The organism is Anaerolineales bacterium (assembly GCA_016928575.1).
Lineage (GTDB): Bacteria > Chloroflexota > Anaerolineae > Anaerolineales > RBG-16-64-43 > JAFGKK01.
Genome location: JAFGKK010000035.1, coordinates 1 through 20,412, shown reverse-complemented (window position 1 = coordinate 20,412; position 20,412 = coordinate 1). Strand labels below are relative to the sequence as shown.

The window sequence follows — 20,412 nt, the reverse complement described above, 5'->3', positions numbered from 1 at the left end:
CGGTGGCGCTCGAGAAGGGTTCGAAATTCGCGATCCGCGAGGGCGGCCTGACGGTAGGCGCCGGCGTGATCACCGAAATCATCGACTAGGCGACGACAATGGCTCGACAGAAAATCCGCATCCGATTAAAAGCATACGATCATCGCATCCTGGACCAATCGGCCAAACGCATCGTCGAGGCGGCGGAGCGCAACGGAGCCCACGTGGTGGGCCCGGTTCCCCTGCCGACCGAGCACGAAGCGTACACCGTCCGGCGCGGGGCCTACATCGACAAGGATTCGCACGAGCATTTCGAAATCCGCACCCACAAACGGCTGATCGAAGTGCTGGAGCCGGACGCCAAGACGCTGGACGCGCTGATGCGGTTGAATTTGCCGGCCGGCGTCGACGTGGAAATGAAGATCTGATCCGCAGGTGTCCACCGTCCGGGAAGAGCCCGTCCGGGCCTGCGCCGCGGCGCAGACGGCGGATTGACTCCCGGCCGCGGGGATGATGCAGCCCTTCCCAGGCTGACAGTCCCGGGATCGCTACAGGAGAAAACAGGATGAAGGGTTTGATTGGGAAAAAATTGGGCATGGCCCAGATATTCGACGATGCCGGACGCATGGTCCCGGTCACCATCATTGAAGCTGGGCCGTGTTTTGTTGCCCAGGTCCGGACGAAGGAAAAGGAAGGCTACAGCGCGGTTCAGATCGGTTTCGCCGAGACCAAGAGCAAGCGCCTGGCCGCCGGCGAACTCGGCCACCTGCAAAAAGCCTCGCTTCCGCCCCTGCGCCACTTGCGGGAACTCCGGATCGACTCCGACCAGACGCCGAAACCGGGCGATAAAATCTCGGTCGACATCTTCAAGACCGGCGAGAAGGTGGACGTCATCGGCACCTCCAAGGGCAAAGGCTTCCAGGGCGGGATGAAGCGCCACGGCTTCGGCGGCGGCCCGATCACCCATGGACAATCTGACCGCCAGCGCGCCCCGGGCGCGATCGGATCCACCACGACGCCGGGCCGGATCTACAAGGGCAAGCGCATGGCCGGACACATGGGATCGGCCAGGGTGACTTCCTCCGGCTTGCGGGTAGCCCTGGTGGATTCGGAGCGCAACCTGCTGGGTGTGGCCGGCAGCGTTCCCGGCCCCAAAGGCGGGATCGTCATCATCCGCGAAGCGCGCAAGCAGTGACGGCCCGGCACGATCTGCCAGAAGGGATGCTAAGCGATGGAAGTTGAAGTCGTCAACATGAAGGGCAAAGTGGTGCGCCAAGTGGACCTGCCGGCGGCCGTGTTCCAGGCGCCCTTGCGCGAAGACCTGATGCACCAGGCGCTGGTTTACCAGCAGGCGAACGCGCGTCTCGGGACTCACAAAACCAAGGGCCGCGGGGAGGTGAGCGGGGGCGGCCGCAAGCCGTGGAAGCAGAAGGGCACCGGCCGGGCCCGCCAGGGTTCGACCCGCGCCCCGCAATGGCGCGGCGGCGGCAAGGTGCACACCCCCGTCCCGCGCGATTACACTCTGAAGATGCCGCGCGGCATGCGCCGGGCCGCGCTGCGCTCCGCGATCTCCGCCAGGGTGACCGACAAGGCGGTGGTGGTCGTGGATCGGATCGCCCTGGCCAAGGCCAACACCGCGGCCATGGCCAAGGCGCTGAAGGATGTCGCCGGGACCGACAACGCCCTGGTGGTGCTGTCGGAGCGCAACGAGATCATCGAACGTTCCACGCGCAACCTTGCCCGGGCTAAGACGCTGCGCGCCGGCTACCTTAACGTCCGGGACCTGTTCCAACACGAAAAGGTGGTTCTCGCTCTGGCGGCGGTCGAACAAATTCAAGAGTGGCTGGATCCGGGGAGGACGAAATGACGGAAAATTTGGAAAGCGTCCTGCGCCGGCCGATCATTTCGGAAAAATCCATCCGGCTGGCCAAGGAGCACCAATTCACCTTTGAAGTCTCCCCGCGGGCAACCAGGATCCTGGTCAAGCAGGCCGTGGAGCGGATGTTCGACAACGTCGAAGTGGCCCAGGTGGATATCGTCGTTGCCACGCCGAAGAAGACCCGTTCGCTGCGGACCCGCCGGTTGCGCGTCCGCCGCAAGGCTTACAAGAAGGCCATCGTCACGCTGTCCAAGGGGAACATCCCCATATTCGAAGGGGTGAAGGGATAATCCCATGCCGGTAAAAACGTACAAACCCACCTCGCCGGGGCGGCGGGGGATGACCAGTTCGACCTTTGAGGAGATCACCCGGAAATCGCCGGAGCGGTCGCTGATCGTCTCGAAGCAGAAGCGCGGCGGCCGCAACAACCGCGGCAAGGTCACCGTCCGCCACCAGGGCGGCGGCAGCCGCCGCCACATCCGGATGGTGGATTACAAACGCGACAAGCTCGACATTCCCGCCCGCGTCCAAGCGATCGAGTACGATCCGAACCGCTCGGCGAGGATCGCGCTGCTGGCGTACGCCGACGGGGAGAAGCGCTACATCATCGCCCCGCTGGAGCTGAAGGTGGGCGATACGGTCGTCTCCGGAACCCAGGCCGAGATTCATCCGGGAAACGCCCTGCCGATTTCGCAGATCCCGGTGGGGACGATGGTCCACAACATCGAGCTTCAGGAGGGCAAGGGCGGGCAATTGGCGCGCTCGGCCGGCACCGGGGCGCAGCTGCTGGCCAAGGAAGGCCAATACGCCCAATTGCGGCTGCCTTCCGGCGAGATGCGCCTGATCCGCCAAACCTGCTATGCCACGATCGGCGTGGTGGGAAACGCCGACAAGCGCAACATCAAACTGGGCAAAGCCGGGCGCAAGCGCCATATGGGAATCCGCCCGACCGTGCGCGGCACGGCCATGTCGCCGCGCGACCATCCCCACGGCGGCGGAGAGGGCCGGCAGCCGGTGGGCATGCCCGGTCCGAAGAGCCCGTGGGGCAAACCCACCCGCGGGTACCGCACCCGCAACAACAAGAAGACCGACCGGTTCATCGTCCGGCGCCGGCCGTCCAAGCGCAAGTAGGATAGCGGCGCCTGAGGAGAAGCAACTATGTCGCGATCGCTGAAAAAAGGGCCGTTCATCGAGCCCAAGCTGCTCAAGAAGGTCGAGGCCATGAACCAGAAGGGCGAGAAGAAAGTTGTCCGCACCTGGAGCCGGGCCAGCACGATCTTCCCCCAGATGGTCGGGCACACCATCGCCGTCCACGACGGGCGCCGGCATGTGCCGATCTACGTCACGGAAAACATGGTCGGCCACCGGTTGGGCGAGTTCGCCCCGACCCGGACCTTCCGCGGGCACGTCACCAAGGAATCGCTCGCCGCAGCCGCGGCCGGGGCGGAAGCGCCGGCGGTTTCCGGAAAGGGCTCGGCGGCCAAGAAGGAGGGCGGCAATGAGTGAAGTCCGCGCCAAGATGCGCTACGCCCCGTCCTCGGCCCAGAAGATGCGCCGGGTGATGACCGCCGTGCGGGGGCGAAAGGCGGACGAGGCGCTCGCCTATCTGCAATCCATGCCCCAGACCGCCGCAACCAGGCTCGCCAAACTCCTGCAATCGGCGATTGCCAACGCGGTCCAAAATCAGGGCTTGCACAAGGAAGACCTGGTGATCGCGCGGATGTTCGCCGACGAAGGCCCCACCCGCAAGTGGCGCCGCTTCGGCGCCCGGGGCCGGTTCAAGCCGATCCTCCGCCGGTCGTCGCACGTGACCATCGTCCTGCGCGAAGAAGAGTGAAGGAGCAGTCATGGGCCGTAAAGTTCATCCGATCGGGTTCCGCCTCAAGATCAACAAAACGTGGGAGAGCCGCTGGTTCGCCGAGGGCAAGGAATACGCCCAGCGGCTGCACCAGGACGCCGAGATCCGCAGGCTGATTCTTAAGAACGCTTCGGACGCGGCGATTGCGCGTGTGGAGATCGAGCGCGACCACAACCTGGTGCGTGTCTTCGTCTTCACCGCCAAGCCGGGCGTGTTCATCGGACGCAAGGGCGCCGCGGTCAAGGAGCTGCGCCAGCAGCTGGAAAAGATCACCGGCTGCAAGGTGGATCTGAAGGTCCAGGAAATCACCCAGCCGGACACCTCAGCCCCGCTGGTGGCCGACAACATCGCCCGCCAGCTGGAACGCCGGATCAGCCACAACCGCGCCATGAAGCGGGCGGTGGCGCAGGCCATTCGGCAGGGGGCCCAGGGCGTGAAGGTGATGTGCGCCGGACGCCTTTCGGGCAGCGAGATGAAGCGCACCGAATGGATGCGCGAAGGCCGCGTCCCGCTGCAGTGGCTGCGGGCCGACGTCGATTTCGCCCGCACCGAAGCCCTGACCACCTTCGGGCGGATCGGGGTGAAGGTCTGGATCTACAAGGGCGAAGCGCGCCCGGAGACCGAAGAGAAAGTGGGAATGACGGAAGGCGCGTACGTTTCGGAGTAGACCTCAACTCCCATCCCGGTCTTCCCCCCTTTGCCTGACACCAGCCGGGAGAAGGGGGAGGGGGCGGGGCGGGGGATGGGGCGGTAACGGAGGAAGATCAGCATGTTAATGCCCAAGCGCGTAAAATGGCGCAAACAGATGCGCGGCCGGATGAAGGGCTGCGAAACCCGCGGCACCGAGCTCAGCTTCGGGGAGTACGGGTTGCAGGCAATCGAGCCGGGCTGGCTCACCCAGCGGCAGATCGAGGCGGCCCGCCGCGCCCTGGTGCATTCGATGAAACGCCGCGGCAAGATCTGGATTCGGATTTTTCCCGATAAGCCCATCACCATCAAGGCGGCCGAAACCCGCATGGGCAAGGGCAAGGGCGCCGTCGACCATTGGGTGGCGGTGGTGAAACCGGGACGGATCATCTTCGAGGTGGGCGGTTTGCCCGAAGAAGCGGCGCGCGCCGCGCTGAGGCTCGCGGCCTTTAAATTCGGCCTGAAGACGAAAGTCCTGGCGAAGCTCGAAGCCGCGGGCGCCAAGGAGTGACCGCCATGAAGACCAAGGAATTGCGCGCGCTGAGCACCGACGACCTGCGCGTCCAGCTCGACCAAGCCTGCAAGGAAATGATGAACCTGCGCTTCCAATTCACCATGGGGCAGCAGAACGACACTTCGCGTCTGCGGATCGCCCGCCGCCACATCGCGCGGATCCGCACCCTGCTGCGCGAACGGGAAATCGAATCTGCTCCGGAAGGGAAGGCCCAATGACCAATCCGCGCCGACGCATGATCGGTACCGTGGTCGGTACCAGCATGACCAAAACCGTGGTGGTCCGGGTGGACCGCACGGTGCGCCACCCGTTGTACGGCAAGGTGGTTCACCGCAGCCAGAAGTTCCTGGCCCACGACGAACGCGGCTGCCAGAAAGGCGACCGGGTGCAGATCGTGGAAAGCAAGCCCGTGTCCCGGCGCAAGCGCTGGGCGGTGGAAAGCATCCTCGCCCACGACCGCCGGATCCGCGAGGTGACGGCGGAGGGCGCCGAGAGCGAGCTGCAGCCGGCCGCCAAGGAAAAAGCCGACGCCCAGCCCGTCGCCGGAGGTGGGGAATGATTCAGCAGGAAACCCGCCTGGTCGTCGCAGACAACACCGGCGCGCGCGAGATTCTGGTGATTCACATCCAGGGCGGTTCGCGGCGCAAGACGGGAGGCATCGGGGACGTGGTCGTGGCGACGGTGAAATCCGCCGCGCCCCAGGGTACGGTGAAAAAGAGCGAAGTGGTGAAGGCCGTGATCGTCCGGACCGCCAAGGAATATCGGCGCGACGACGGCTCCTACATCCGCTTCGACGACAATGCCGCCGTGATCCTCGACGCGGACGGGGAGAATCCGAAGGGCACGAGAATTTTCGGACCGGTGGCGCGGGAATTGCGCGAAAAGGGGTTTATGAAGATCGTCTCCCTGGCGCCGGAAGTCATTTAGAGGAGCGCACCGTGGATATTAAGAAGGGCGACACAGTCGAAATCATCAGCGGATCCGACCGCGGCAAGCGGGGCGTTGTGCTGCGGGTACTGCCCAAGGAAAACCGGGTCGTGGTCGAGGGCGTGAACTTGGCCAAGAAGCACACCCGCCAGAACAAGCAAACCGGGTCCGGATCTTCGATCAAGGGCGGCAAGGTGGAGTTTCCCGCTCCGATCCACGCCTCCAACGTGATGGTGGTCTGCCCGAAATGCGACCAACTCACCCGCGTGGTGCGCCGGGCCGAGGAGGAGCGCCGACGGCGGTATTGCCGGGCCTGCGAAGCCCCGCTGGACGGCGCCGGCAGCAAATAGGAGAAGGCAGCATGACGCATTATCTGCAAGACCGCTATCGCAAAGAAGTGGCTCCCGCGTTGCAGCGCGAGTTTTCCTTCAAGAACGTGATGCAGATCCCGCGGCTGCGCAAGGTGGTGTTGAACGTGGGGTGCGGGGAGGCGATCGACAATCCGAAGGCGCTCGAGGCGGCGGTCGGGGACGTGACTGTCATCACCGGGCAGAAGCCGGTCGTCACCAAGGCGCGCAAAAGCGTGGCGAATTTCAAACTGCGCGAAGGCCGGCAGATCGGCGTGACGGTCACCCTGCGCGGGGCGCGGATGTGGTCGTTCCTGGACCGGCTGATGAACGTCGCCCTCCCGCGCGTCCGTGATTTCCGCGGGGTGTCCTCCGACGCGTTCGACGGGCGCGGCAATTACACCCTCGGGTTGCGCGAACAGCTGATCTTCCCGGAGATCCAATACGACAAGATCGACAAAATCCGGGGCTTCGAAGTGACCATCGTGACGTCGGCGCGGAACGATCAGGAAGGGCGGCGCCTCCTGCAGCTCATGGGCATGCCGTTTCAGAAGGGATAGCGCGATATGGCGAAGAAATCGATCGTGATTCGGGAAACGCGGCGCAAGTATCCGGAGCGGGTCCGCAACCGCTGCCGGGTGTGCGGTCGGCCGCGGGGATACATGCGGAAATTCCAGCTATGCCGCATTTGTTTCCGCGAGATGGCGCTCAGCGGAAAAATCCCCGGCGTGGTCAAGTCGTCCTGGTAGGCGCAGGGCGGTCGCTGCCCTGAGAAGGAGAGTGGTCTAATGACTGTGGTTGATCCCATTGCCGATATGCTCACCCGCATCCGCAACGGACTCTTGGCCGGGCACGCCCTGGTGGCGATGCCGAACTCCAAGATGAAGACGGCCGTGGCGGCGATCCTCAAGGAGGAAGGCTACATCGAGAAGTTCGAGGTGGCCGCCGAAGGTTCGCCGCAGGGCGTGCTGCGGGTGTACTTAAAATACATGGGCGAGCGCCGCGAACGGCGGCCGGTGATCACCGGGCTCGAGCGGGTCAGCCGGCCGGGCCGCCGGGTGTATGCCGGGAAGCGGGAAATCCCGCGGGTCCTTTCGGGGCTCGGGGTCACGATCGTGTCCACTCCGAAGGGGATCATGACCGGCGCCCGGGCGCGGAAGCTGGGCGTGGGCGGCGAGGTGATCTGCAAGGTGTGGTAGGCGCCGGCTCGGGCTGTGCAGCCGGGCCGAAGGTTCAAAGGAGGTTGGCGTGTCACGGATCGGTCGAATGCCGGTGAAAATCCCGGCGGGAGTGCAAATTCAAATCGAAGGAACCACCGTCAAGGTCAAGGGGCCGAAAGGCGAGATGGCCCGCACCTTCCCGGCGTTCCTCGCCATCCACAAGGAAGCCGATTCGCTTCAGGTGAAGCGCTCATCCGACGCCCGCATCGAGCGCGCATCGCATGGAATGGCGCGGGCGCTGATCCAAAACATGGTCACCGGGGTGAGCGTCGGGTTCCAAAAAGAACTCCAGGTGGAAGGGGTCGGCTACCGGGCCGAGATCAAAGGCTCCGACCTGGTCCTGAACCTGGGGTTTTCGCATCCGGTGACGGTCAAGCCGCCGGCCGGAATATCTTTTGGAGTCGACGAAAAGGCCCGCACGATCCAAATCCGCGGGTTCGACCGCGAACAGGTGGGCCAGCTCGCGGCCGATCTGCGCAAGATCCGGCCTCCGGAACCTTACAAGGGCAAGGGCCTGCGCTACGTCGGCGAACGGGTGCGGCGCAAGGCCGGCAAAGCCGGCAAGACCGCCGCGGCCGGGAAATAATTTATTCGGAGGCTCCGGCTTCCGCGCCCCGGCCGCCCGCGGGGCGTTCGGAGCGCTCCCAGAATGAGGGAAGAAGATGAGTCAGAAATCGCGCGCACATAAACGCAGCAGGCGCCACATCCGGGTCCGCCGGCGCATCGCGGGAACCGCCGACCGCCCGCGGGTCTCGGTGTTCCGCAGCCTGTCCCAAATCTACGCTCAGGTGATCGATGACTCCACTGGGAACACCCTGGTGGCGGTCTCGACCGTCGACAAGGAATTGCGGGAAAAGATCGGCAAGATGAAAAAATCGGACCAGGCCAAGGAAGTCGGCGCGGCGCTCGCCCGGCGGGCGCAACAAGCGGGGATCAAACAGGTGGTCTTCGACCGCGGCGGGTACCGGTATCACGGCCGGGTCAAGGCCCTGGCGGAAGCGGCCCGCGAAGCGGGATTGCAGTTCTGAGAACAGAAGGCGCGAACGCGCAACGGAGTAGACGATGCCACGATTTAGCAAGCGGGAATCCGAGGAGATCAAACCCGAATTCGACGAACGGGTCATCGACATTGCCCGGGTGGCCAAGGTGGTCAAAGGCGGACGCCATTTCACCTTCCGCACCGTGGTGGTGGTGGGCGACAACAAGGGGCGGGTCGGCGTGGGAGTCGGCAAAAGCCGGGTGGTCCCGGACGCAATCCGCAAGGGGACCGAAAAGGCGCGGCGCCTGATGCACCAGGTCCCGCTCGCCAAATCCACCATCCCCCACGAGGTGACCGGCCGCTGCGGCGGCGCGGTGGTTCTCCTCAAGCCGGCTTCGCCCGGCACGGGCGTGATTGCGGCCGGCGGCGTGCGCGCCGTCCTGGAAGCGACCGGGGTCCACGACATCCTGACCAAATCGATGGGTTCGGCGAACGTGCTGAATGTCGTCTCGGCTACGGTGGACGCGCTGGACCAGCTCAAGGATCCGGCGGTCCTGGCGGCCGTTCGCGGGAAGGAAGCCGGCCACGTGATGCCCTTCTGGGAGCGAAAAGCGAATGACTGAGAAAAAAACCGCCAAGAAACCGGCCGTGCGGGAGGCCGCCAAGCGGCCAAAAGCTGCAAAGCCGAAACCCTCCAAGCCTGCGGCCGCCTCCATCCTGCGGATCACGCTCGTGCGCAGTCCGATCGGATCGACTTACCGCCATAAAGCGACGATTGCGGCCCTCGGGCTGAAGCGCATCCGCCAGACGGTAGAGCAGCCGGACACGCCGCAGCTGCGGGGGATGCTTGCCAAAGTGAACCATATGGTCGATGTGCAAGCCGGAACGGGCAAGGAGAAATCGTCATGAAATTGCACGAACTGCACCCCAATCCGGGAGCCGCCCACCGCCGTAAGCGGGTCGGGCGCGGGATTTCCGCCGGCCAGGGCAAAACGGCCGGCCGCGGAACCAAAGGCCAGGGAGCGCGCCAAGGCGGCGGTCCGTCGCAGTATTTCCAGGGCGGCAACCTTCCGTTTTTCCGCAAACTTCCCTTCAAACGCGGTTTTTCGCCGCTCACCACCCTGCGCTACCAAGAAGTTAACCTGGACCGTTTGGCGAACCTGCCCGCGGGAGCGGAGGTGACGCCGGAATTCCTGGCCGAGCAGGGGCTGGTCTCCAGCGCACAGAAGCCGGTGGCCGTCCTTGGACGCGGCGAAATCAAGGCGGCTTTGACCGTCCGGGTGCATAAGGTCAGCGGCGGCGCAAAGGCCAAAATCGAAGCGGCGGGCGGCAAGGTCGAGGCCTGGGAAGCTCCCCAGCCCGCGGCCGCCGCGCCGGAAGCCGCGGCGCCCAAACCGGAAAAGAAAAAGGCCGCGAAGAAGCCGGCTGCCAAGAAACCGGCCGCCAAGAAACCGGCGCAGGCCTAGCGGCGCGGAAGGACGGGATTGGGAGGAACCATGTCGATGCTGAGAAAGGCGGTTAATTTCCTGCGGCACCTGTGGGCGGCGGAGGATCTCCGCAACCGGGTGCTGATCAGCCTGATGCTGCTGGTGATCTACCGCGTGGCGTCGCACGTCCCCGTGCCGGGCGTGAATCTGGAAGCCTTGCGGGCGCTGCTGCAAACCGAAGGCAGCACATTCCTCAACATGCTCGACATGATCGCGGGCGGCACGATTGCGAACTTCTCCGTCATGGCCATGGGACCGTATCCCTACATCACCGCCCAGATCATCCTGCAGCTGCTCTCGCCGATCATCCCCGGGATGGAACAGCGGCAGAAGGAGGATCCGCAGGGCGCCCGGCGCTGGATGGAGCGGTGGACCTACTACATCGCCGTCCCGATGGCGGCGCTGCAGTCGCTTTCCCAGATCGGCATCGTCAACGCGATCAACACTCCCAACGCCGAGCCGATCCTTCCGAATTTCGGCTGGAACCTGCCGTCGGTCGCGGTGATCGTCACGATGACCGCCGGCACGATGTTCGCCATCTGGCTGGGCGAGCTGATTTCGGAGTACGGCTTGCGCAACCAGGGCCTGTCGCTGATCATCTTCGCCGGGATCGTTTCGCGCATCCCGAACAACCTGGCGGCGATGGCCAAGGGCGGGATGGTCGGGCTGACCAGCCTGGCGGTATACATCCTGGTCATCGTCGCGGTGATCTTCCTGATCATCATCGTCCAGCAGGGGCGGCGCAACATCCCGGTGATGTACCCCGGCCGCCGGATCGGCTTCCGCCAGGCGATGCCGGTGCGGGCTAACCTGCCGCTGATGGTCAACATGGCCGGCATGATCCCCCTGATTTTCGCCGGGACCTTCATCTCCATGCCGAACGTGTTCGCCGGATGGATCGTGGGGGCGGTCCCGGATAACAGCCATTGGCTGCACAACGCCGCCTTGAGCGTGATGCAGTTCATGAACGGCAACACCGCCGGCTACTACATCATTTTCTTCCTGCTGGTGGTCGGATTCACGTTCTTTTACACCGACGTGCAGTTCACCCAGGCCAACTTCGCCGAAAACCTGCGCCGCAGCGGAGCGCAGATCCCCGGCGTGACTTCGGGCGAAGCCACGCAAAAATACCTGACCCGGGTGATGCGGCGGATCACCTTCCCCGGCGCGTTCTTCCTGGGGTTGGTGGCCATCCTGCCGTTCCTGGTCGGGCTGATCGTCGATCTGGGATCGCAGCGCAGCCAGCTGTTGATCACCTCGTCGGGCTTGTTGATCGTCGTGGGCGTCGTCCGCGAACTGTATTTCACGCTCGAAGCGGAGCTGAAGCTGCGCGGGTACGACGAATCCTTGTTGGTGAAATGAGATGGCCGAATTAATCGTCCTCCTTGGTCCGCCCGGGGCCGGAAAAGGCACCCAGGCAAAGGTGCTCAGCCAGAAGCTGGGCCTGGCGCACATCTCCTCCGGCGACCTGTTCCGGGAGCACCTCTCGCGCAAGACGGAGCTGGGCGTCCTGGCCCAGGGCTACATGCAGCGCGGGGAGCTGGTGCCGGACAATGTCACGATTGCGATGATCCGCGAGCGGATGAAGAATTCGGATTGTGCCAAAGGGGCGATCCTGGACGGCTTTCCGCGGACGGTCCCGCAGGCCGAAGCCTTGGATCGGTTCCTGGCCGATTCGCAGCTGGGGGCGGTGCGCCGAGTGCCCTACATCAAGGTTGACGCCCAGGTGCTGATCGACCGGTTGAGCGGGCGCTGGTCGTGCCGCGCCGGCGGGCACGTCTACCACGAAAAATTCAACCCGCCTCGGATCGCCGGAATTTGCGATGTGGACGGGTCGGAGCTGTACCAGCGGGAGGACGACAAGGCGGAGACGGTGAAAAACCGGATCCGGGTTTATTTCGAACAGACCGCGCCGCTGATCGAGTATTACCGCCGCAAGGGGATCCTGGCGGAGATCGACGGGGCGGGGCCGATCGACGGGGTGACCCGCGACCTGCTGGCCTCGGTCGCCTGACCCACCGGTATGGCCCCGTTGCGCGGCATCACGCTGAAATCCAAACGCGAGCTGGCGATCATGCGCGAGGCCGGGCGGGTGAACGCCCTGGCGCTCGCCGCCGCCAAAGCGGCGATCCGTCCGGGGGCGACCACAGCCGACGTCGACGAGGCCGCGGCGGAACTCTTAAAAAAACACGGTGCGCAGCCCGCCTTCCTGGGGTACGGCCAGCCGCCTTACCCGGCGGTGACCTGCGTCTCGGTCAACGAGGAGCTGGTCCACGGGATCCCCGGCAAACGCCGGATCCGCGAGGGCGACCTGGTCAGCGTGGATTGCGGCGCGATCTTCGACGGGTTTGTCGGCGACGCGGCGTTTTCGGTGTATGTCGGGGAGCCGGACGAGCTCTCCCGGCGGCTCCTGGAGGCGACCGAGGAGGCTCTGCACGCGGCGATCGATATGATGCGGCCCGGCAAGAAAACCGGCGACGTCTCGGCGGCGATGCAGCGAGTGGCGGAGCGGGCGGGGTTCTTCATGGTGCGCAACTACACCAGCCACGGGGTCGGGCGGGCGATGCACGAAGAACCGCAGGTGCCGAACTACATGCGGCCCGGATCGGGCGTCCTCCTGCGGCCGGGGATGACCATCGCGCTGGAGCCGATGGTGATCGTCGGCACGCCTGACACCCGCGTGCTTCCGGACGAGTGGACGGTTGTCTCGCGCGACCTGTCGCTGACGGCGCATTTCGAGCACACCGTGGCGGTGACCGACGCGGAGCCGCAGATCCTCACCGTCCCGTGAGCGGAGTCGGGCGGTTTCCGGCTTGGGGGTCGCGTCGGCTGCGTGAGCGGCCTCGCCCACGGCCCAAGAGCGGGCAAGGGCGCCGTGCGGGGACGGGCTTTTCGGAACGCAATCCGGCCGGTATAATGGGTCGTTTGGCTCAAGCAGAAAAAGGAGTGCAGGAACCATGAAAGTGACATCGTCCGTACGCAAACGCTGCCCGAAGTGCAAGCTGGTCCGCCGGGCGGGCAAGCTTTACGTCATTTGCGAGAATCCGAAGCACAAGCAGAGGCAGGGATAACCATGGCTCGTATCGAAGGCGTCGATCTGCCCCGTGACAAGCGGGTGGAAGTGGGTCTGACCTACATCTATGGAATCGGCCCCGTGCTCTCGAAGCGCATCCTCCAGGCGGCCAAGGTCGATCCGGACACCCGGATCAAGGACCTGACCGAAGCCGAGGTGACCGCGCTGCGCGAATTCATCGGCAAGAATTTCACGGTGGAGGGCGACCTGCGCCGGGAAGTCCAGATGAATGTCAAGCGGCTGGTGGAAATCGGCTGTTACCGCGGACTGCGCCATCGCCGCAACCTTCCGGTGCGCGGCCAGCGGACCCGAACGAATTCCCGCACGCGCAAAGGCCCGAAGAAGACCGTCGCCGGGCGCGGACGCAGGCGCGGAGCGAAGAAGAAATAATCCTCACCCCCTAACCCCTGCACCCCTTCCCCCTCTCCTGGCTTATGCCAGGAGAGGGGGAAGGGGCGGGGGGGAAGGGGAGAGGCCGTGCGGGAAATCCCTCGGGGATCCTTCCCCTCCCGCGGCTGGGAGGATTTCCGCCGCACTCATTCATCCGGATCCATCGGTTCGTTTTCGGCAGTGAGGGAATATGGCAGGAACAGGAACCACTCGCGGCGCCTCGCGCGCCGGCAGCAAGAAAGGCAAGCGGTCGGTCGCCTACGGACAGGCGCACGTTTACGCTTCCTTCAACAACACCATCGTCACGGTGACGGACGGGCAGGGCAACACCGTCTCGTGGGCCAGCGCGGGAACCTCCGGATTCAAGGGTTCCCGGAAGAGCACGCCCTTTGCCGCCCGGATGGCCGCCCAGCAGGCGGCCAAAGCGGCGCAGGATATGGGCATGCAGGAAATCGATCTGTTCATCAACGGGCCGGGGCCGGGCCGCGAGGCCGCCATCCGCGCGATCCAAGGGGCGGGGTTGAAAGTCCGCTCGATCCGGGACGTCACCCCCGTTCCGCACAACGGATGCCGTCCACCGAAGAAGCGCCGGGTCTAGACCGTTGTTCATCGGCCGAATTCCCCGCCGGGCGGGGTTTCCGGGCCAAGGAAGGAAAACAGCATGTCGAAGAGAATTGGACCGGCTTGCAAGCAATGCCGGCGCGAGGGCGATAAACTCTTCTTAAAGGGCGAGCGTTGCCTGGGGGGGAAGTGCGCCTTCGACCGGCGCGGATTTGCCCCGGGCCAGCACGGCAAAGAGGCGCAGTTCAAGCGCCAGAGGCTTTCCGACTACGCCCGCCAGCTGCGCGAGAAGCAGAAGGCGCGGCGGGTGTACGGGATCCTCGAGGCGCAGTTCCGGCGCTACTACCAGGAGGCGCTCAAGAAGCGCGGCATGACCGGCTTGAATCTGCTGCAGATCCTCGAAAGCCGGCTCGACAACGTCGTCTTCCGGATGGGATTCGCCGAAAGCCGGGCCAAGGCCCGGACTCTCGTCACCCACGGGCACTTCAACGTCAACGGGAGGAGGACCGACGTCCCCTCGGTGGTACTGCGGCCGGGCGACTTGATCGCAGTCCGCGACGGCTCCCGCAACCGGACCTATTTCAAGGGGCTGGCCGAAGCTTCGGAGAACCGGACCGTGCCGACCTGGATCAACCGGGATTTGGAGAAGCTTTCGGGCTCGATCGCCAAGCTTCCCGAACGGCACGAGCTGAGCGACATCCGACTGAACGAACAGCTGATCGTCGAGTTCTACTCGCGGTAAGCCTCATCGACCGCCCCGTCGCGGGCGGACATGGTTCGTCGTTCGGCGCGCGGTTCCACAGGGTGCGCCGGAGGAGAGAATCGACGTGAGCATATCCACCAACATGGTCATGCCCAAGATCGAGCGCGACGCCGTCTCGCAGAATTACGCGCGCTTCGTGCTCAGCCCGCTGGAAAGCGGATACGGGATCACGCTCGGCAACGCCCTGCGCCGGGTGCTGCTTTCCTCGCTGGAGGGCGCCAGCGTCACCTCGGTGCGGATTTCCGACGTGTCGCACGAATTTTCCAGCATTCCCGGGATTAAGGAAGACGTCACCCAGCTCCTGCTGCAGATCAAGCAGATGCGGCTGCGGATGGTCTCCGGAGAGACGGCGCGGCTGCGCCTGGAGGTGAGCGGCGAAGGCACCGTCACCGCGGCCGACGTCGTACCGCCGCCGGAGGTGGAAGTGGTCAACCCGGACCTCTACCTGTTCACGGTCGACGATCCGAAAACCAAGCTCGACGTGGAATTCACGGTCCAGAAGGGGCGCGGGTACTCGCCCTCCGACGAACGCGGCCGGATGCCGATCGGCGAATTGCCGGTGGACGCGATCTTCTCGCCCGTGCGCCGGGTGAATTTCGACGTGGAACGCTCCCGGGTCGGGCAGGACACCAATTACGACCGCCTGGTCATCGAAGTCTGGACCGACGGGACGATCCGGCCGGAAGAGGCGCTCAGCCAAAGCGCGCGGATCCTGATCGCCCACCTGCGCGACTTGGCCGGGGTGAGCGAGGAAAGCCTGACCATCGGCACGACCGAAGCCGTGGCGCCGAAGATCTCGAGCGAAATCCTCGAGACGCCGATCGAACAGCTCGACCTTTCGGTGCGGGTGTTCAACTCTCTCAAGCGCACCGGGATCACCACCGTCGGCGAGGTTCTCGAGCTGCTGAACAAGGGCGAAGACGCCGTGCTTTCCATCCGCAACTTCGGCGAAAAAAGCCTCGACGAACTGCGGGAGAAACTGCGCGAGAAGGGATTCCTGCGCGGTCCGGAAACCGAACCAGCGGAAGCCCCCCGCGAACCTCAGATGGAGTAGTCAGATATGCGACACCAGATTGCCGGAAAAAAACTCGGCCGCTCCAGCGGACACCGAACTTCGCTGCGGCGGACCCTGATCAACGAGATCCTGGAGCACGAACGGATCCACACCACGCGCGCTAAAGCGTTGGCGGTGCGCGGCGAGTTGGAGAAGCTGGTCACCCTCGCCAAGCGCGGGATCGCCGGCGGAGACCAGAAGATGGTCCATGCCCGCCGGGTGGCGGCCGCGCGCCTTGCCAGCCCCGCCATGGTCAAGCGGCTGTTCGACGACATCGCCCCGCGCTACGAAAAAACCAACGGCGGCTACACCCGCGTACTGCGCCTGGGGCAGCGCAAGGGGGATGCGGCCGAAATGGTTCTGCTGGAGTTCGTCGAGTAACCCTCCCCGCCCGGGAGGCCGAACGTGGGACGTTACCAGGCTACGATCGCCTACGATGGAACCGCCTTCCGGGGGTTCCAGGCCCAGCCGGATTTCCGCACGGTGGAAGGCGAACTGCGCTCCGCGCTGGCGGCCCTCGGCTGGCGCGGGCAAACCCTGCTCTCCGGAGGACGGACCGACGCCGGCGTACACGCGGCCGGGCAGGTGATCGCCTTCGACCTGGAATGGCGCCATCCGCCGGAGGTATTGCAGAGGGCGCTCAACGCGCTCCTGCCGGACGATGTCGCCTGTCCGGCGCTGAGCAGGGCGGAGCCGGATTTCCATCCGCGCTACGGCGCCCTGCGGCGCTGCTACCGCTACCGGGCGATCCTCACGCCGTGGCCCGACCCTTTGCGGGAGCGGTACGCGTTGCGGGTGTGGCCGGAGCCGGATCTGGAGCGGATGGCGGCGGCGGCGCGGGCGCTCCCGGGCAGGCACGATTTCGGCGCCTTCGGCAGCGCCCCGCGCAAAGGCTCGCACACGGTGCGAACGGTTCTGCGGGCGGAGTGGCGGCGCAGCGGCGACGAATTGGAATTCTGGATCGAAGCGGATTCGTTTTTATTCCGCATGGTGCGCAGGATCACGGGGACGCTGCTGCAGATCGGCCTCGGCCGCCGCGAGCAAACGGCGGTCGCCGGTTTGCTGGAACGCCCCCCTCGGGGAAGGGCCGCGGCCCCCGCGGCGGCGAGTGGGTTATGCCTGATGCGGATCGAGTATCCCGGCCCCCTTGCCCTCTGATCCCTCTCCCGGCGTATGCCGGACGAGGGAAGGCGGAAAAACGGCGCGCTTTCGGTTTTTTACAGGGGTGAGGGCGGGCCGGACAAAAGAAGATTTGGAGAGAACCAAAGTGGAAAAAACATTCATCCCGAAAGCATCCGATCTTAAACGGGAATGGTACGTCATCGACGCCGAAGGCGAAGTGCTCGGCCGGCTGGCCAGCAAGGTGGCGACCGTCCTGCTGGGCAAGCACAAACCGACCTTCACCCCGGGCGTCCCCGTCGGCGACGGCGTGATCGTCATCAACGCCGGAAAGATCCGAGTCACCGGCAAGAAGCTGACGGACAAGATCTACTACCACCATTCCGGGTATCCGGGCGGGATGAAAAGCATTTCGCTTCGCGACCAGCTCGCCAAGCATCCGGACCGGGTGATCCGCGCCGCGGTGTGGGGCATGCTGCCGCACAACAAACGCGGCAAATCCATCATCAAGTGGCTCAAGGTGTATGCCGGAGCCGAACACAAACACGGGAGCCAGCACCCCAAGCCGCTGGCGTAAGGAAGGGACCGACCGATGGCGACCAAATATTTCGAAGGCGTCGGAAGGCGCAAGGAAAGCACCGCCCGCGTGCGGATCATTCCGGACGGCAACGCGCTGACCGTGAACGGCAAAGAAGCCAAAGAGTTTTTCACCCGCGTGGGCGACCTTGAGCGCGCCTTTTCGGCGCTCCGGGCGGCGGGACGGGAGAACCAACTGACGGTCAGCGCGCTCGTGTCGGGCGGCGGTGTGACCGGGCAGACCGAAGCCGTGCGGCAGGGCGTGGCCCGCGCGCTGGTGAAGATGGACGAAACCCTCCGCCCCACGCTGCGCAAGGAAGGTCTGCTCACCCGCGACGACCGAATGAAGGAGCGCAAGAAACCGGGCCTCAAGCGGGCCCGCAAGGCGCCCACTTACACCAAGCGGTAGCTTTTCCGCGGGCCGCATTCCTATTCGCTTTTCATCAGCCGGGGTACACTTGCCCCGGCTTGGTCTTTAACAAACCAATCACCGCAGAGACGCTGAGAACGCAGAGTAATTGAAGAGCAGTAAAAGGGGAGGAGATTTCTCCGCGTCCTCTGCGTCTCCGCGGTGAAAGAAGTTTTTGGAGGAACCGTATGCCGGTTAAAATCGTCATCGTCGGGCTGGGACCGGGGGGGAAGGGGCTGGTCACACAGGAGGTGTACGCGGCGCTCGCCGCCGCGCCGGAAGTGTGGGTCCGCACCGCGCGCCACCCGGCGGTGGAGGAACTGCCGCAGGTCGCCTGGAAGCCGATGGATTCGATCTACGAGCGGGAGGACGATTTCACCGCGGTCTACGAAACGATCGCGGCCGAAATCCTGCGCCTCGCCCGGCGGCCGGAGGGCGTGACCTACGCGGTGCCCGGCAGTCCGCGGGTCGGCGAATCCACCGTGGCGCGCATCCTGGCGGGAGCGAAGGCCGGCGGCCTGGGGGTGCGGGTCCTTGAGGGGCTGTCGTTCGTCGAACCCGCGCTCGGCGTGCTGGGCGTGGACGCGCTGGACGGGCTGCACGTTTCCGACGCGGTCGAACTTGCCGCGCGGCACCACCCGCCGTTCCCGCCTTCCGCCCATGCGCTCGCGGCCCAGCTGTATTCGCGCACGCTGGCCGGGGAAGTCAAACTGACGCTGATGAACCAGTATCCGGAGGAGCATCCGGTGAAGCTGATCCACGCGGCGGGGACGCGGGACCGGTCGGTGGAGGAACTGCCGCTGCATCAAATCGACCGCAGCGGGCGGATCGCCCACCTGACGACGCTTTACATTCCGCCCCGCTCCGGGGCCTTCGAGGAATTCCAGGAGACGATCGCGCGCCTGCGGGCGCCGGACGGCTGCCCGTGGGACCGCGAGCAAACCCACCGCTCGCTGCGGGGCAACCTGCTCGAGGAGGCCTACGAGGTCCTCGAGGCGATCGACCGCGGGGATGCGCGGGGGATGGCCGAGGAATTCGGCGACTTGCTGCTGCAGATCCTCCTTCACGCGCAGATCGCGACCGAGGCGGGCGATTTCCGCATGGCCGACGTGGTGGCCGGGGTCGACGAAAAGATCCACCGCCGCCACCCGCACGTCTTCGGCGGGGAGAAGGTCGACGGAGTCGGCCAGGTGCTTACGAATTGGGAGCAGATCAAGGCCGCGGAACGCGGCGAAAAAGAGAAAGCCGGAAAAGGATTGTTCAACGGCGTGCCGCCCGCGCTGCCCGCGCTCGAGCAGGCCGTCAGCTACCAGAAGCGCGCGGCGCGGGTCGGGTTCGATTGGCCGGCGATCGAGGGGGTGAAGGCCAAGGTGGCCGAGGAACTCGAGGAATTGGCGAACGCGCGGGACGAGGCGGAGCGCGAGCACGAGCTGGGGGACGTGTTCTTCGCCCTCGTCAACCTGGCGCGCTGGCTTAAGCTGAATCCCGAATCCGCCTTGCGCGAATCCAACGCCCGCTTCCGCCAGCGCTTCGGGCGGGTGGAGGCGGGCGCGGCCCGGCTCGGCAAGCCGCTGAAAGAGATGACCCTCGAGGAAATGGACGCGCTGTGGGAAGCGGCGAAAGCGGAAAAATGAATTCCCGCGCGGTATCCAGGACCGAAAAAACCAAGAACTACGCGGCAAGTCCCCCATTCCGTGACCGCCCATATTCACGAATTACTCGGAAACATAGTTGCTCCGTGGGGGCAGGCTGCGGGGTATTCATCATCCCGCGTAAGGGATGAAAAAGCCACAAAAGGCACAAAGGGCACAAAGCGGAAAAGAGAAAAAGTTGATGTTGACAACAGCCGGAACAAATTGCAAGCAGACGATTGTCGGCCCCCTTTTCGCCAAGGGTTTAGGTATTTAAGGGAAGCGTATACACCCCTTGATCAGTGACCGCAACCAAGATTTTCGGCGAAGAGGGGCTGATGTGTGGAGGACTCCCGTACGCATGGTAGGGGTCGCTTTATGCGAGGCCGTACGTTCAGGGGAAGGGGTTTTTCCAGTATTGTAAAAAAGGCCGAAAGGCGTGGACGATATTGTGGTTGCGGGATCCATTGATACAGGATTGGTTGAATTGCATGATACACAACTCGGAAGCAAGGCAAAAAGGAAAATGATCTCGCGGGGACGGGAGAATACAGGAAGGTGTTGAACATTATTAATGACTTTTTTCCTAACGAATTGTTTTGTTTAACTGCTCAGACTCCCCCTCATCCGCCCTCCCGCCGCTTTCCTTCGCTTTCCTTCGCTTCGCTCGGGACAGGCGCTCGGGACAAGTTCGGGCACCTTTCCCGGAATTGCGCCGGGACCGGCCTCCCAGCCCCACGTCTGCGGATGAAGATATGTGTTTATTCACAGCCCTCCGGCTTAAGCGATTGGCTGGGAGGATGGGATGAGGGGGGAATAATTGGGCATTTTATTTTATTACCTTTCAAAACCACTGCCTATGGCAGTGAGTACCCTGAAAAGGTTCTACCGTGAGGGTAATAAATCTTCCGCTCAACCTCGATGGACAAAGAACAGTCGGGTTCAATCCATCCCATCCT

35 protein-coding genes are annotated in these 20,412 nt (G+C 64.6%); all 35 read left to right on the top strand.

The features are described from left to right. On the top strand, positions 1-89 hold an 89-nt coding region (locus JW929_04910), incomplete at its 5' end, for a hypothetical protein (GenBank protein ID MBN1438733.1). Between the two features lie 9 nt (positions 90-98). Then, the gene (rpsJ, locus tag JW929_04905) at positions 99-407 is read left to right on the top strand and encodes a 30S ribosomal protein S10 (protein MBN1438732.1); all 309 of its coding nucleotides are present in this window, start codon (positions 99-101) and stop codon (positions 405-407) included. Between the two features lie 137 nt (positions 408-544). Beyond that, positions 545-1,174: a 50S ribosomal protein L3 gene (gene rplC / locus JW929_04900; GenBank protein MBN1438731.1), complete on the top strand. Its 630-nt coding sequence runs from the start codon at positions 545-547 to the stop codon at positions 1,172-1,174. 36 nt (positions 1,175-1,210) lie between these two features. Further along, complete coding sequence (rplD, locus tag JW929_04895) at positions 1,211-1,846, top strand: 50S ribosomal protein L4 (GenBank protein MBN1438730.1); 636 nt, start codon at positions 1,211-1,213, stop codon at positions 1,844-1,846. Continuing rightward, positions 1,843-2,148, top strand: coding sequence for a 50S ribosomal protein L23 (gene rplW, locus JW929_04890; protein MBN1438729.1), 306 nt, complete (start codon positions 1,843-1,845; stop codon positions 2,146-2,148). Before rplD ends, rplW begins: the two co-directional genes overlap by 4 nt. Before the next feature lie 4 nt (positions 2,149-2,152). Next, the gene (rplB, locus tag JW929_04885) at positions 2,153-2,989 is read left to right on the top strand and encodes a 50S ribosomal protein L2 (protein MBN1438728.1); all 837 of its coding nucleotides are present in this window, start codon (positions 2,153-2,155) and stop codon (positions 2,987-2,989) included. Between the two features lie 27 nt (positions 2,990-3,016). Then, positions 3,017-3,364, top strand: coding sequence for a 30S ribosomal protein S19 (gene rpsS / locus JW929_04880; protein MBN1438727.1), 348 nt, complete (start codon positions 3,017-3,019; stop codon positions 3,362-3,364). Next, positions 3,357-3,695, top strand: coding sequence for a 50S ribosomal protein L22 (rplV, locus tag JW929_04875; protein MBN1438726.1), 339 nt, complete (start codon positions 3,357-3,359; stop codon positions 3,693-3,695). The genes rpsS and rplV overlap by 8 nt, the downstream gene beginning before the upstream one ends. Positions 3,696-3,705: 10 nt before the next feature. Next, entirely contained in the window at positions 3,706-4,383 is a 678-nt protein-coding gene (gene rpsC, locus JW929_04870; GenBank protein ID MBN1438725.1) for a 30S ribosomal protein S3, read from the top strand. 102 nt (positions 4,384-4,485) lie between these two features. Next, a complete protein-coding gene (rplP, locus tag JW929_04865; GenBank protein ID MBN1438724.1) occupies positions 4,486-4,914 on the top strand; it encodes a 50S ribosomal protein L16 in 429 nt (142 codons plus the stop codon). Positions 4,915-4,919: 5 nt separating this feature from the next. Further along, a complete protein-coding gene (gene rpmC, locus JW929_04860) occupies positions 4,920-5,135 on the top strand; it encodes a 50S ribosomal protein L29 (GenBank protein MBN1438723.1) in 216 nt (71 codons plus the stop codon). After that, positions 5,132-5,476 carry a 30S ribosomal protein S17 gene (gene rpsQ, locus JW929_04855; GenBank protein ID MBN1438722.1) on the top strand — a complete coding sequence of 115 codons (345 nt, stop codon included), beginning with the start codon at positions 5,132-5,134 and terminating at the stop codon, positions 5,474-5,476. The genes rpmC and rpsQ overlap by 4 nt, the downstream gene beginning before the upstream one ends. Further along, entirely contained in the window at positions 5,473-5,844 is a 372-nt protein-coding gene (gene rplN / locus JW929_04850; protein ID MBN1438721.1) for a 50S ribosomal protein L14, read from the top strand. The genes rpsQ and rplN overlap by 4 nt, the downstream gene beginning before the upstream one ends. Before the next feature lie 11 nt (positions 5,845-5,855). Continuing rightward, a complete protein-coding gene (locus JW929_04845; GenBank protein ID MBN1438720.1) occupies positions 5,856-6,194 on the top strand; it encodes a 50S ribosomal protein L24 in 339 nt (112 codons plus the stop codon). Positions 6,195-6,205: 11 nt separating this feature from the next. Further along, the gene (gene rplE, locus JW929_04840) at positions 6,206-6,751 is read left to right on the top strand and encodes a 50S ribosomal protein L5 (protein ID MBN1438719.1); all 546 of its coding nucleotides are present in this window, start codon (positions 6,206-6,208) and stop codon (positions 6,749-6,751) included. Between the two features lie 6 nt (positions 6,752-6,757). Next, positions 6,758-6,940, top strand: a complete 183-nt coding sequence (locus JW929_04835) for a type Z 30S ribosomal protein S14 (GenBank protein MBN1438718.1) — start codon at positions 6,758-6,760, stop codon at positions 6,938-6,940. A gap of 39 nt (positions 6,941-6,979) precedes the next feature. After that, complete coding sequence (gene rpsH / locus JW929_04830) at positions 6,980-7,390, top strand: 30S ribosomal protein S8 (GenBank protein MBN1438717.1); 411 nt, start codon at positions 6,980-6,982, stop codon at positions 7,388-7,390. Positions 7,391-7,439: 49 nt separating this feature from the next. Beyond that, positions 7,440-7,997: a 50S ribosomal protein L6 gene (rplF, locus tag JW929_04825; GenBank protein ID MBN1438716.1), complete on the top strand. Its 558-nt coding sequence runs from the start codon at positions 7,440-7,442 to the stop codon at positions 7,995-7,997. 76 nt (positions 7,998-8,073) lie between these two features. Continuing rightward, positions 8,074-8,439: a 50S ribosomal protein L18 gene (locus JW929_04820; protein ID MBN1438715.1), complete on the top strand. Its 366-nt coding sequence runs from the start codon at positions 8,074-8,076 to the stop codon at positions 8,437-8,439. Positions 8,440-8,473: 34 nt separating this feature from the next. Next, on the top strand, positions 8,474-9,013 hold the full coding sequence (gene rpsE, locus JW929_04815; protein ID MBN1438714.1) for a 30S ribosomal protein S5: 540 nt from the start codon (positions 8,474-8,476) through the stop codon (positions 9,011-9,013). Next, entirely contained in the window at positions 9,006-9,299 is a 294-nt protein-coding gene (gene rpmD, locus JW929_04810) for a 50S ribosomal protein L30 (GenBank protein MBN1438713.1), read from the top strand. Before rpsE ends, rpmD begins: the two co-directional genes overlap by 8 nt. Next, positions 9,296-9,856 carry a 50S ribosomal protein L15 gene (gene rplO / locus JW929_04805; GenBank protein MBN1438712.1) on the top strand — a complete coding sequence of 187 codons (561 nt, stop codon included), beginning with the start codon at positions 9,296-9,298 and terminating at the stop codon, positions 9,854-9,856. The genes rpmD and rplO overlap by 4 nt, the downstream gene beginning before the upstream one ends. A gap of 30 nt (positions 9,857-9,886) precedes the next feature. Continuing rightward, positions 9,887-11,239: a preprotein translocase subunit SecY gene (secY, locus tag JW929_04800; GenBank protein MBN1438711.1), complete on the top strand. Its 1,353-nt coding sequence runs from the start codon at positions 9,887-9,889 to the stop codon at positions 11,237-11,239. Position 11,240: 1 nt separating this feature from the next. Next, a complete protein-coding gene (locus JW929_04795) occupies positions 11,241-11,891 on the top strand; it encodes an adenylate kinase (GenBank protein ID MBN1438710.1) in 651 nt (216 codons plus the stop codon). A 9-nt stretch (positions 11,892-11,900) separates the two neighbouring features. After that, entirely contained in the window at positions 11,901-12,668 is a 768-nt protein-coding gene (gene map, locus JW929_04790) for a type I methionyl aminopeptidase (protein ID MBN1438709.1), read from the top strand. 166 nt (positions 12,669-12,834) lie between these two features. Beyond that, positions 12,835-12,948 carry a 50S ribosomal protein L36 gene (gene rpmJ, locus JW929_04785; protein MBN1438708.1) on the top strand — a complete coding sequence of 38 codons (114 nt, stop codon included), beginning with the start codon at positions 12,835-12,837 and terminating at the stop codon, positions 12,946-12,948. Between the two features lie 2 nt (positions 12,949-12,950). After that, a complete protein-coding gene (gene rpsM, locus JW929_04780; GenBank protein ID MBN1438707.1) occupies positions 12,951-13,340 on the top strand; it encodes a 30S ribosomal protein S13 in 390 nt (129 codons plus the stop codon). Positions 13,341-13,530: 190 nt separating this feature from the next. Beyond that, entirely contained in the window at positions 13,531-13,938 is a 408-nt protein-coding gene (rpsK, locus tag JW929_04775) for a 30S ribosomal protein S11 (protein ID MBN1438706.1), read from the top strand. Between the two features lie 63 nt (positions 13,939-14,001). Continuing rightward, complete coding sequence (gene rpsD, locus JW929_04770; GenBank protein ID MBN1438705.1) at positions 14,002-14,643, top strand: 30S ribosomal protein S4; 642 nt, start codon at positions 14,002-14,004, stop codon at positions 14,641-14,643. Between the two features lie 85 nt (positions 14,644-14,728). Beyond that, positions 14,729-15,718, top strand: a complete 990-nt coding sequence (locus tag JW929_04765; protein ID MBN1438704.1) for a DNA-directed RNA polymerase subunit alpha — start codon at positions 14,729-14,731, stop codon at positions 15,716-15,718. Between the two features lie 6 nt (positions 15,719-15,724). After that, a complete protein-coding gene (gene rplQ, locus JW929_04760; GenBank protein ID MBN1438703.1) occupies positions 15,725-16,099 on the top strand; it encodes a 50S ribosomal protein L17 in 375 nt (124 codons plus the stop codon). A 24-nt stretch (positions 16,100-16,123) separates the two neighbouring features. Beyond that, positions 16,124-16,876 (top strand): tRNA pseudouridine(38-40) synthase TruA, encoded by a 753-nt coding sequence (gene truA, locus JW929_04755; GenBank protein MBN1438702.1) that lies wholly within the window; start codon positions 16,124-16,126, stop codon positions 16,874-16,876. A gap of 109 nt (positions 16,877-16,985) precedes the next feature. Next, positions 16,986-17,414 carry a 50S ribosomal protein L13 gene (gene rplM, locus JW929_04750; GenBank protein ID MBN1438701.1) on the top strand — a complete coding sequence of 143 codons (429 nt, stop codon included), beginning with the start codon at positions 16,986-16,988 and terminating at the stop codon, positions 17,412-17,414. Positions 17,415-17,429: 15 nt separating this feature from the next. Further along, positions 17,430-17,822 carry a 30S ribosomal protein S9 gene (rpsI, locus tag JW929_04745; protein ID MBN1438700.1) on the top strand — a complete coding sequence of 131 codons (393 nt, stop codon included), beginning with the start codon at positions 17,430-17,432 and terminating at the stop codon, positions 17,820-17,822. 188 nt (positions 17,823-18,010) lie between these two features. After that, the gene (mazG, locus tag JW929_04740; protein ID MBN1438699.1) at positions 18,011-19,456 is read left to right on the top strand and encodes a nucleoside triphosphate pyrophosphohydrolase; all 1,446 of its coding nucleotides are present in this window, start codon (positions 18,011-18,013) and stop codon (positions 19,454-19,456) included. The last annotated feature ends 956 nt before the right edge of the window (positions 19,457-20,412 follow it).

What these genes read in the sequence shown, in the direction of transcription:
- rpsJ (MBN1438732.1), top strand. Translation starts at nt 99, where the DNA reads ATGGCTCGACAGAAAATCCGCATCCGATTAAAAGCATACGATCATCGC.
- rplC (MBN1438731.1), top strand. Translation starts at nt 545, where the DNA reads ATGAAGGGTTTGATTGGGAAAAAATTGGGCATGGCCCAGATATTCGAC.
- rplD (MBN1438730.1), top strand. Translation starts at nt 1,211, where the DNA reads ATGGAAGTTGAAGTCGTCAACATGAAGGGCAAAGTGGTGCGCCAAGTG.
- rplW (MBN1438729.1), top strand. Translation starts at nt 1,843, where the DNA reads ATGACGGAAAATTTGGAAAGCGTCCTGCGCCGGCCGATCATTTCGGAA.
- rplB (MBN1438728.1), top strand. Translation starts at nt 2,153, where the DNA reads ATGCCGGTAAAAACGTACAAACCCACCTCGCCGGGGCGGCGGGGGATG.
- rpsS (MBN1438727.1), top strand. Translation starts at nt 3,017, where the DNA reads ATGTCGCGATCGCTGAAAAAAGGGCCGTTCATCGAGCCCAAGCTGCTC.
- rplV (MBN1438726.1), top strand. Translation starts at nt 3,357, where the DNA reads ATGAGTGAAGTCCGCGCCAAGATGCGCTACGCCCCGTCCTCGGCCCAG.
- rpsC (MBN1438725.1), top strand. Translation starts at nt 3,706, where the DNA reads ATGGGCCGTAAAGTTCATCCGATCGGGTTCCGCCTCAAGATCAACAAA.
- rplP (MBN1438724.1), top strand. Translation starts at nt 4,486, where the DNA reads ATGTTAATGCCCAAGCGCGTAAAATGGCGCAAACAGATGCGCGGCCGG.
- rpmC (MBN1438723.1), top strand. Translation starts at nt 4,920, where the DNA reads ATGAAGACCAAGGAATTGCGCGCGCTGAGCACCGACGACCTGCGCGTC.
- rpsQ (MBN1438722.1), top strand. Translation starts at nt 5,132, where the DNA reads ATGACCAATCCGCGCCGACGCATGATCGGTACCGTGGTCGGTACCAGC.
- rplN (MBN1438721.1), top strand. Translation starts at nt 5,473, where the DNA reads ATGATTCAGCAGGAAACCCGCCTGGTCGTCGCAGACAACACCGGCGCG.
- rplE (MBN1438719.1), top strand. Translation starts at nt 6,206, where the DNA reads ATGACGCATTATCTGCAAGACCGCTATCGCAAAGAAGTGGCTCCCGCG.
- JW929_04835 (MBN1438718.1), top strand. Translation starts at nt 6,758, where the DNA reads ATGGCGAAGAAATCGATCGTGATTCGGGAAACGCGGCGCAAGTATCCG.
- rpsH (MBN1438717.1), top strand. Translation starts at nt 6,980, where the DNA reads ATGACTGTGGTTGATCCCATTGCCGATATGCTCACCCGCATCCGCAAC.
- JW929_04820 (MBN1438715.1), top strand. Translation starts at nt 8,074, where the DNA reads ATGAGTCAGAAATCGCGCGCACATAAACGCAGCAGGCGCCACATCCGG.
- rpsE (MBN1438714.1), top strand. Translation starts at nt 8,474, where the DNA reads ATGCCACGATTTAGCAAGCGGGAATCCGAGGAGATCAAACCCGAATTC.
- rpmD (MBN1438713.1), top strand. Translation starts at nt 9,006, where the DNA reads ATGACTGAGAAAAAAACCGCCAAGAAACCGGCCGTGCGGGAGGCCGCC.
- rplO (MBN1438712.1), top strand. Translation starts at nt 9,296, where the DNA reads ATGAAATTGCACGAACTGCACCCCAATCCGGGAGCCGCCCACCGCCGT.
- secY (MBN1438711.1), top strand. Translation starts at nt 9,887, where the DNA reads ATGTCGATGCTGAGAAAGGCGGTTAATTTCCTGCGGCACCTGTGGGCG.
- JW929_04795 (MBN1438710.1), top strand. Translation starts at nt 11,241, where the DNA reads ATGGCCGAATTAATCGTCCTCCTTGGTCCGCCCGGGGCCGGAAAAGGC.
- map (MBN1438709.1), top strand. Translation starts at nt 11,901, where the DNA reads ATGGCCCCGTTGCGCGGCATCACGCTGAAATCCAAACGCGAGCTGGCG.
- rpmJ (MBN1438708.1), top strand. Translation starts at nt 12,835, where the DNA reads ATGAAAGTGACATCGTCCGTACGCAAACGCTGCCCGAAGTGCAAGCTG.
- rpsM (MBN1438707.1), top strand. Translation starts at nt 12,951, where the DNA reads ATGGCTCGTATCGAAGGCGTCGATCTGCCCCGTGACAAGCGGGTGGAA.
- rpsK (MBN1438706.1), top strand. Translation starts at nt 13,531, where the DNA reads ATGGCAGGAACAGGAACCACTCGCGGCGCCTCGCGCGCCGGCAGCAAG.
- rpsD (MBN1438705.1), top strand. Translation starts at nt 14,002, where the DNA reads ATGTCGAAGAGAATTGGACCGGCTTGCAAGCAATGCCGGCGCGAGGGC.
- rplQ (MBN1438703.1), top strand. Translation starts at nt 15,725, where the DNA reads ATGCGACACCAGATTGCCGGAAAAAAACTCGGCCGCTCCAGCGGACAC.
- rpsI (MBN1438700.1), top strand. Translation starts at nt 17,430, where the DNA reads ATGGCGACCAAATATTTCGAAGGCGTCGGAAGGCGCAAGGAAAGCACC.
- mazG (MBN1438699.1), top strand. Translation starts at nt 18,011, where the DNA reads ATGCCGGTTAAAATCGTCATCGTCGGGCTGGGACCGGGGGGGAAGGGG.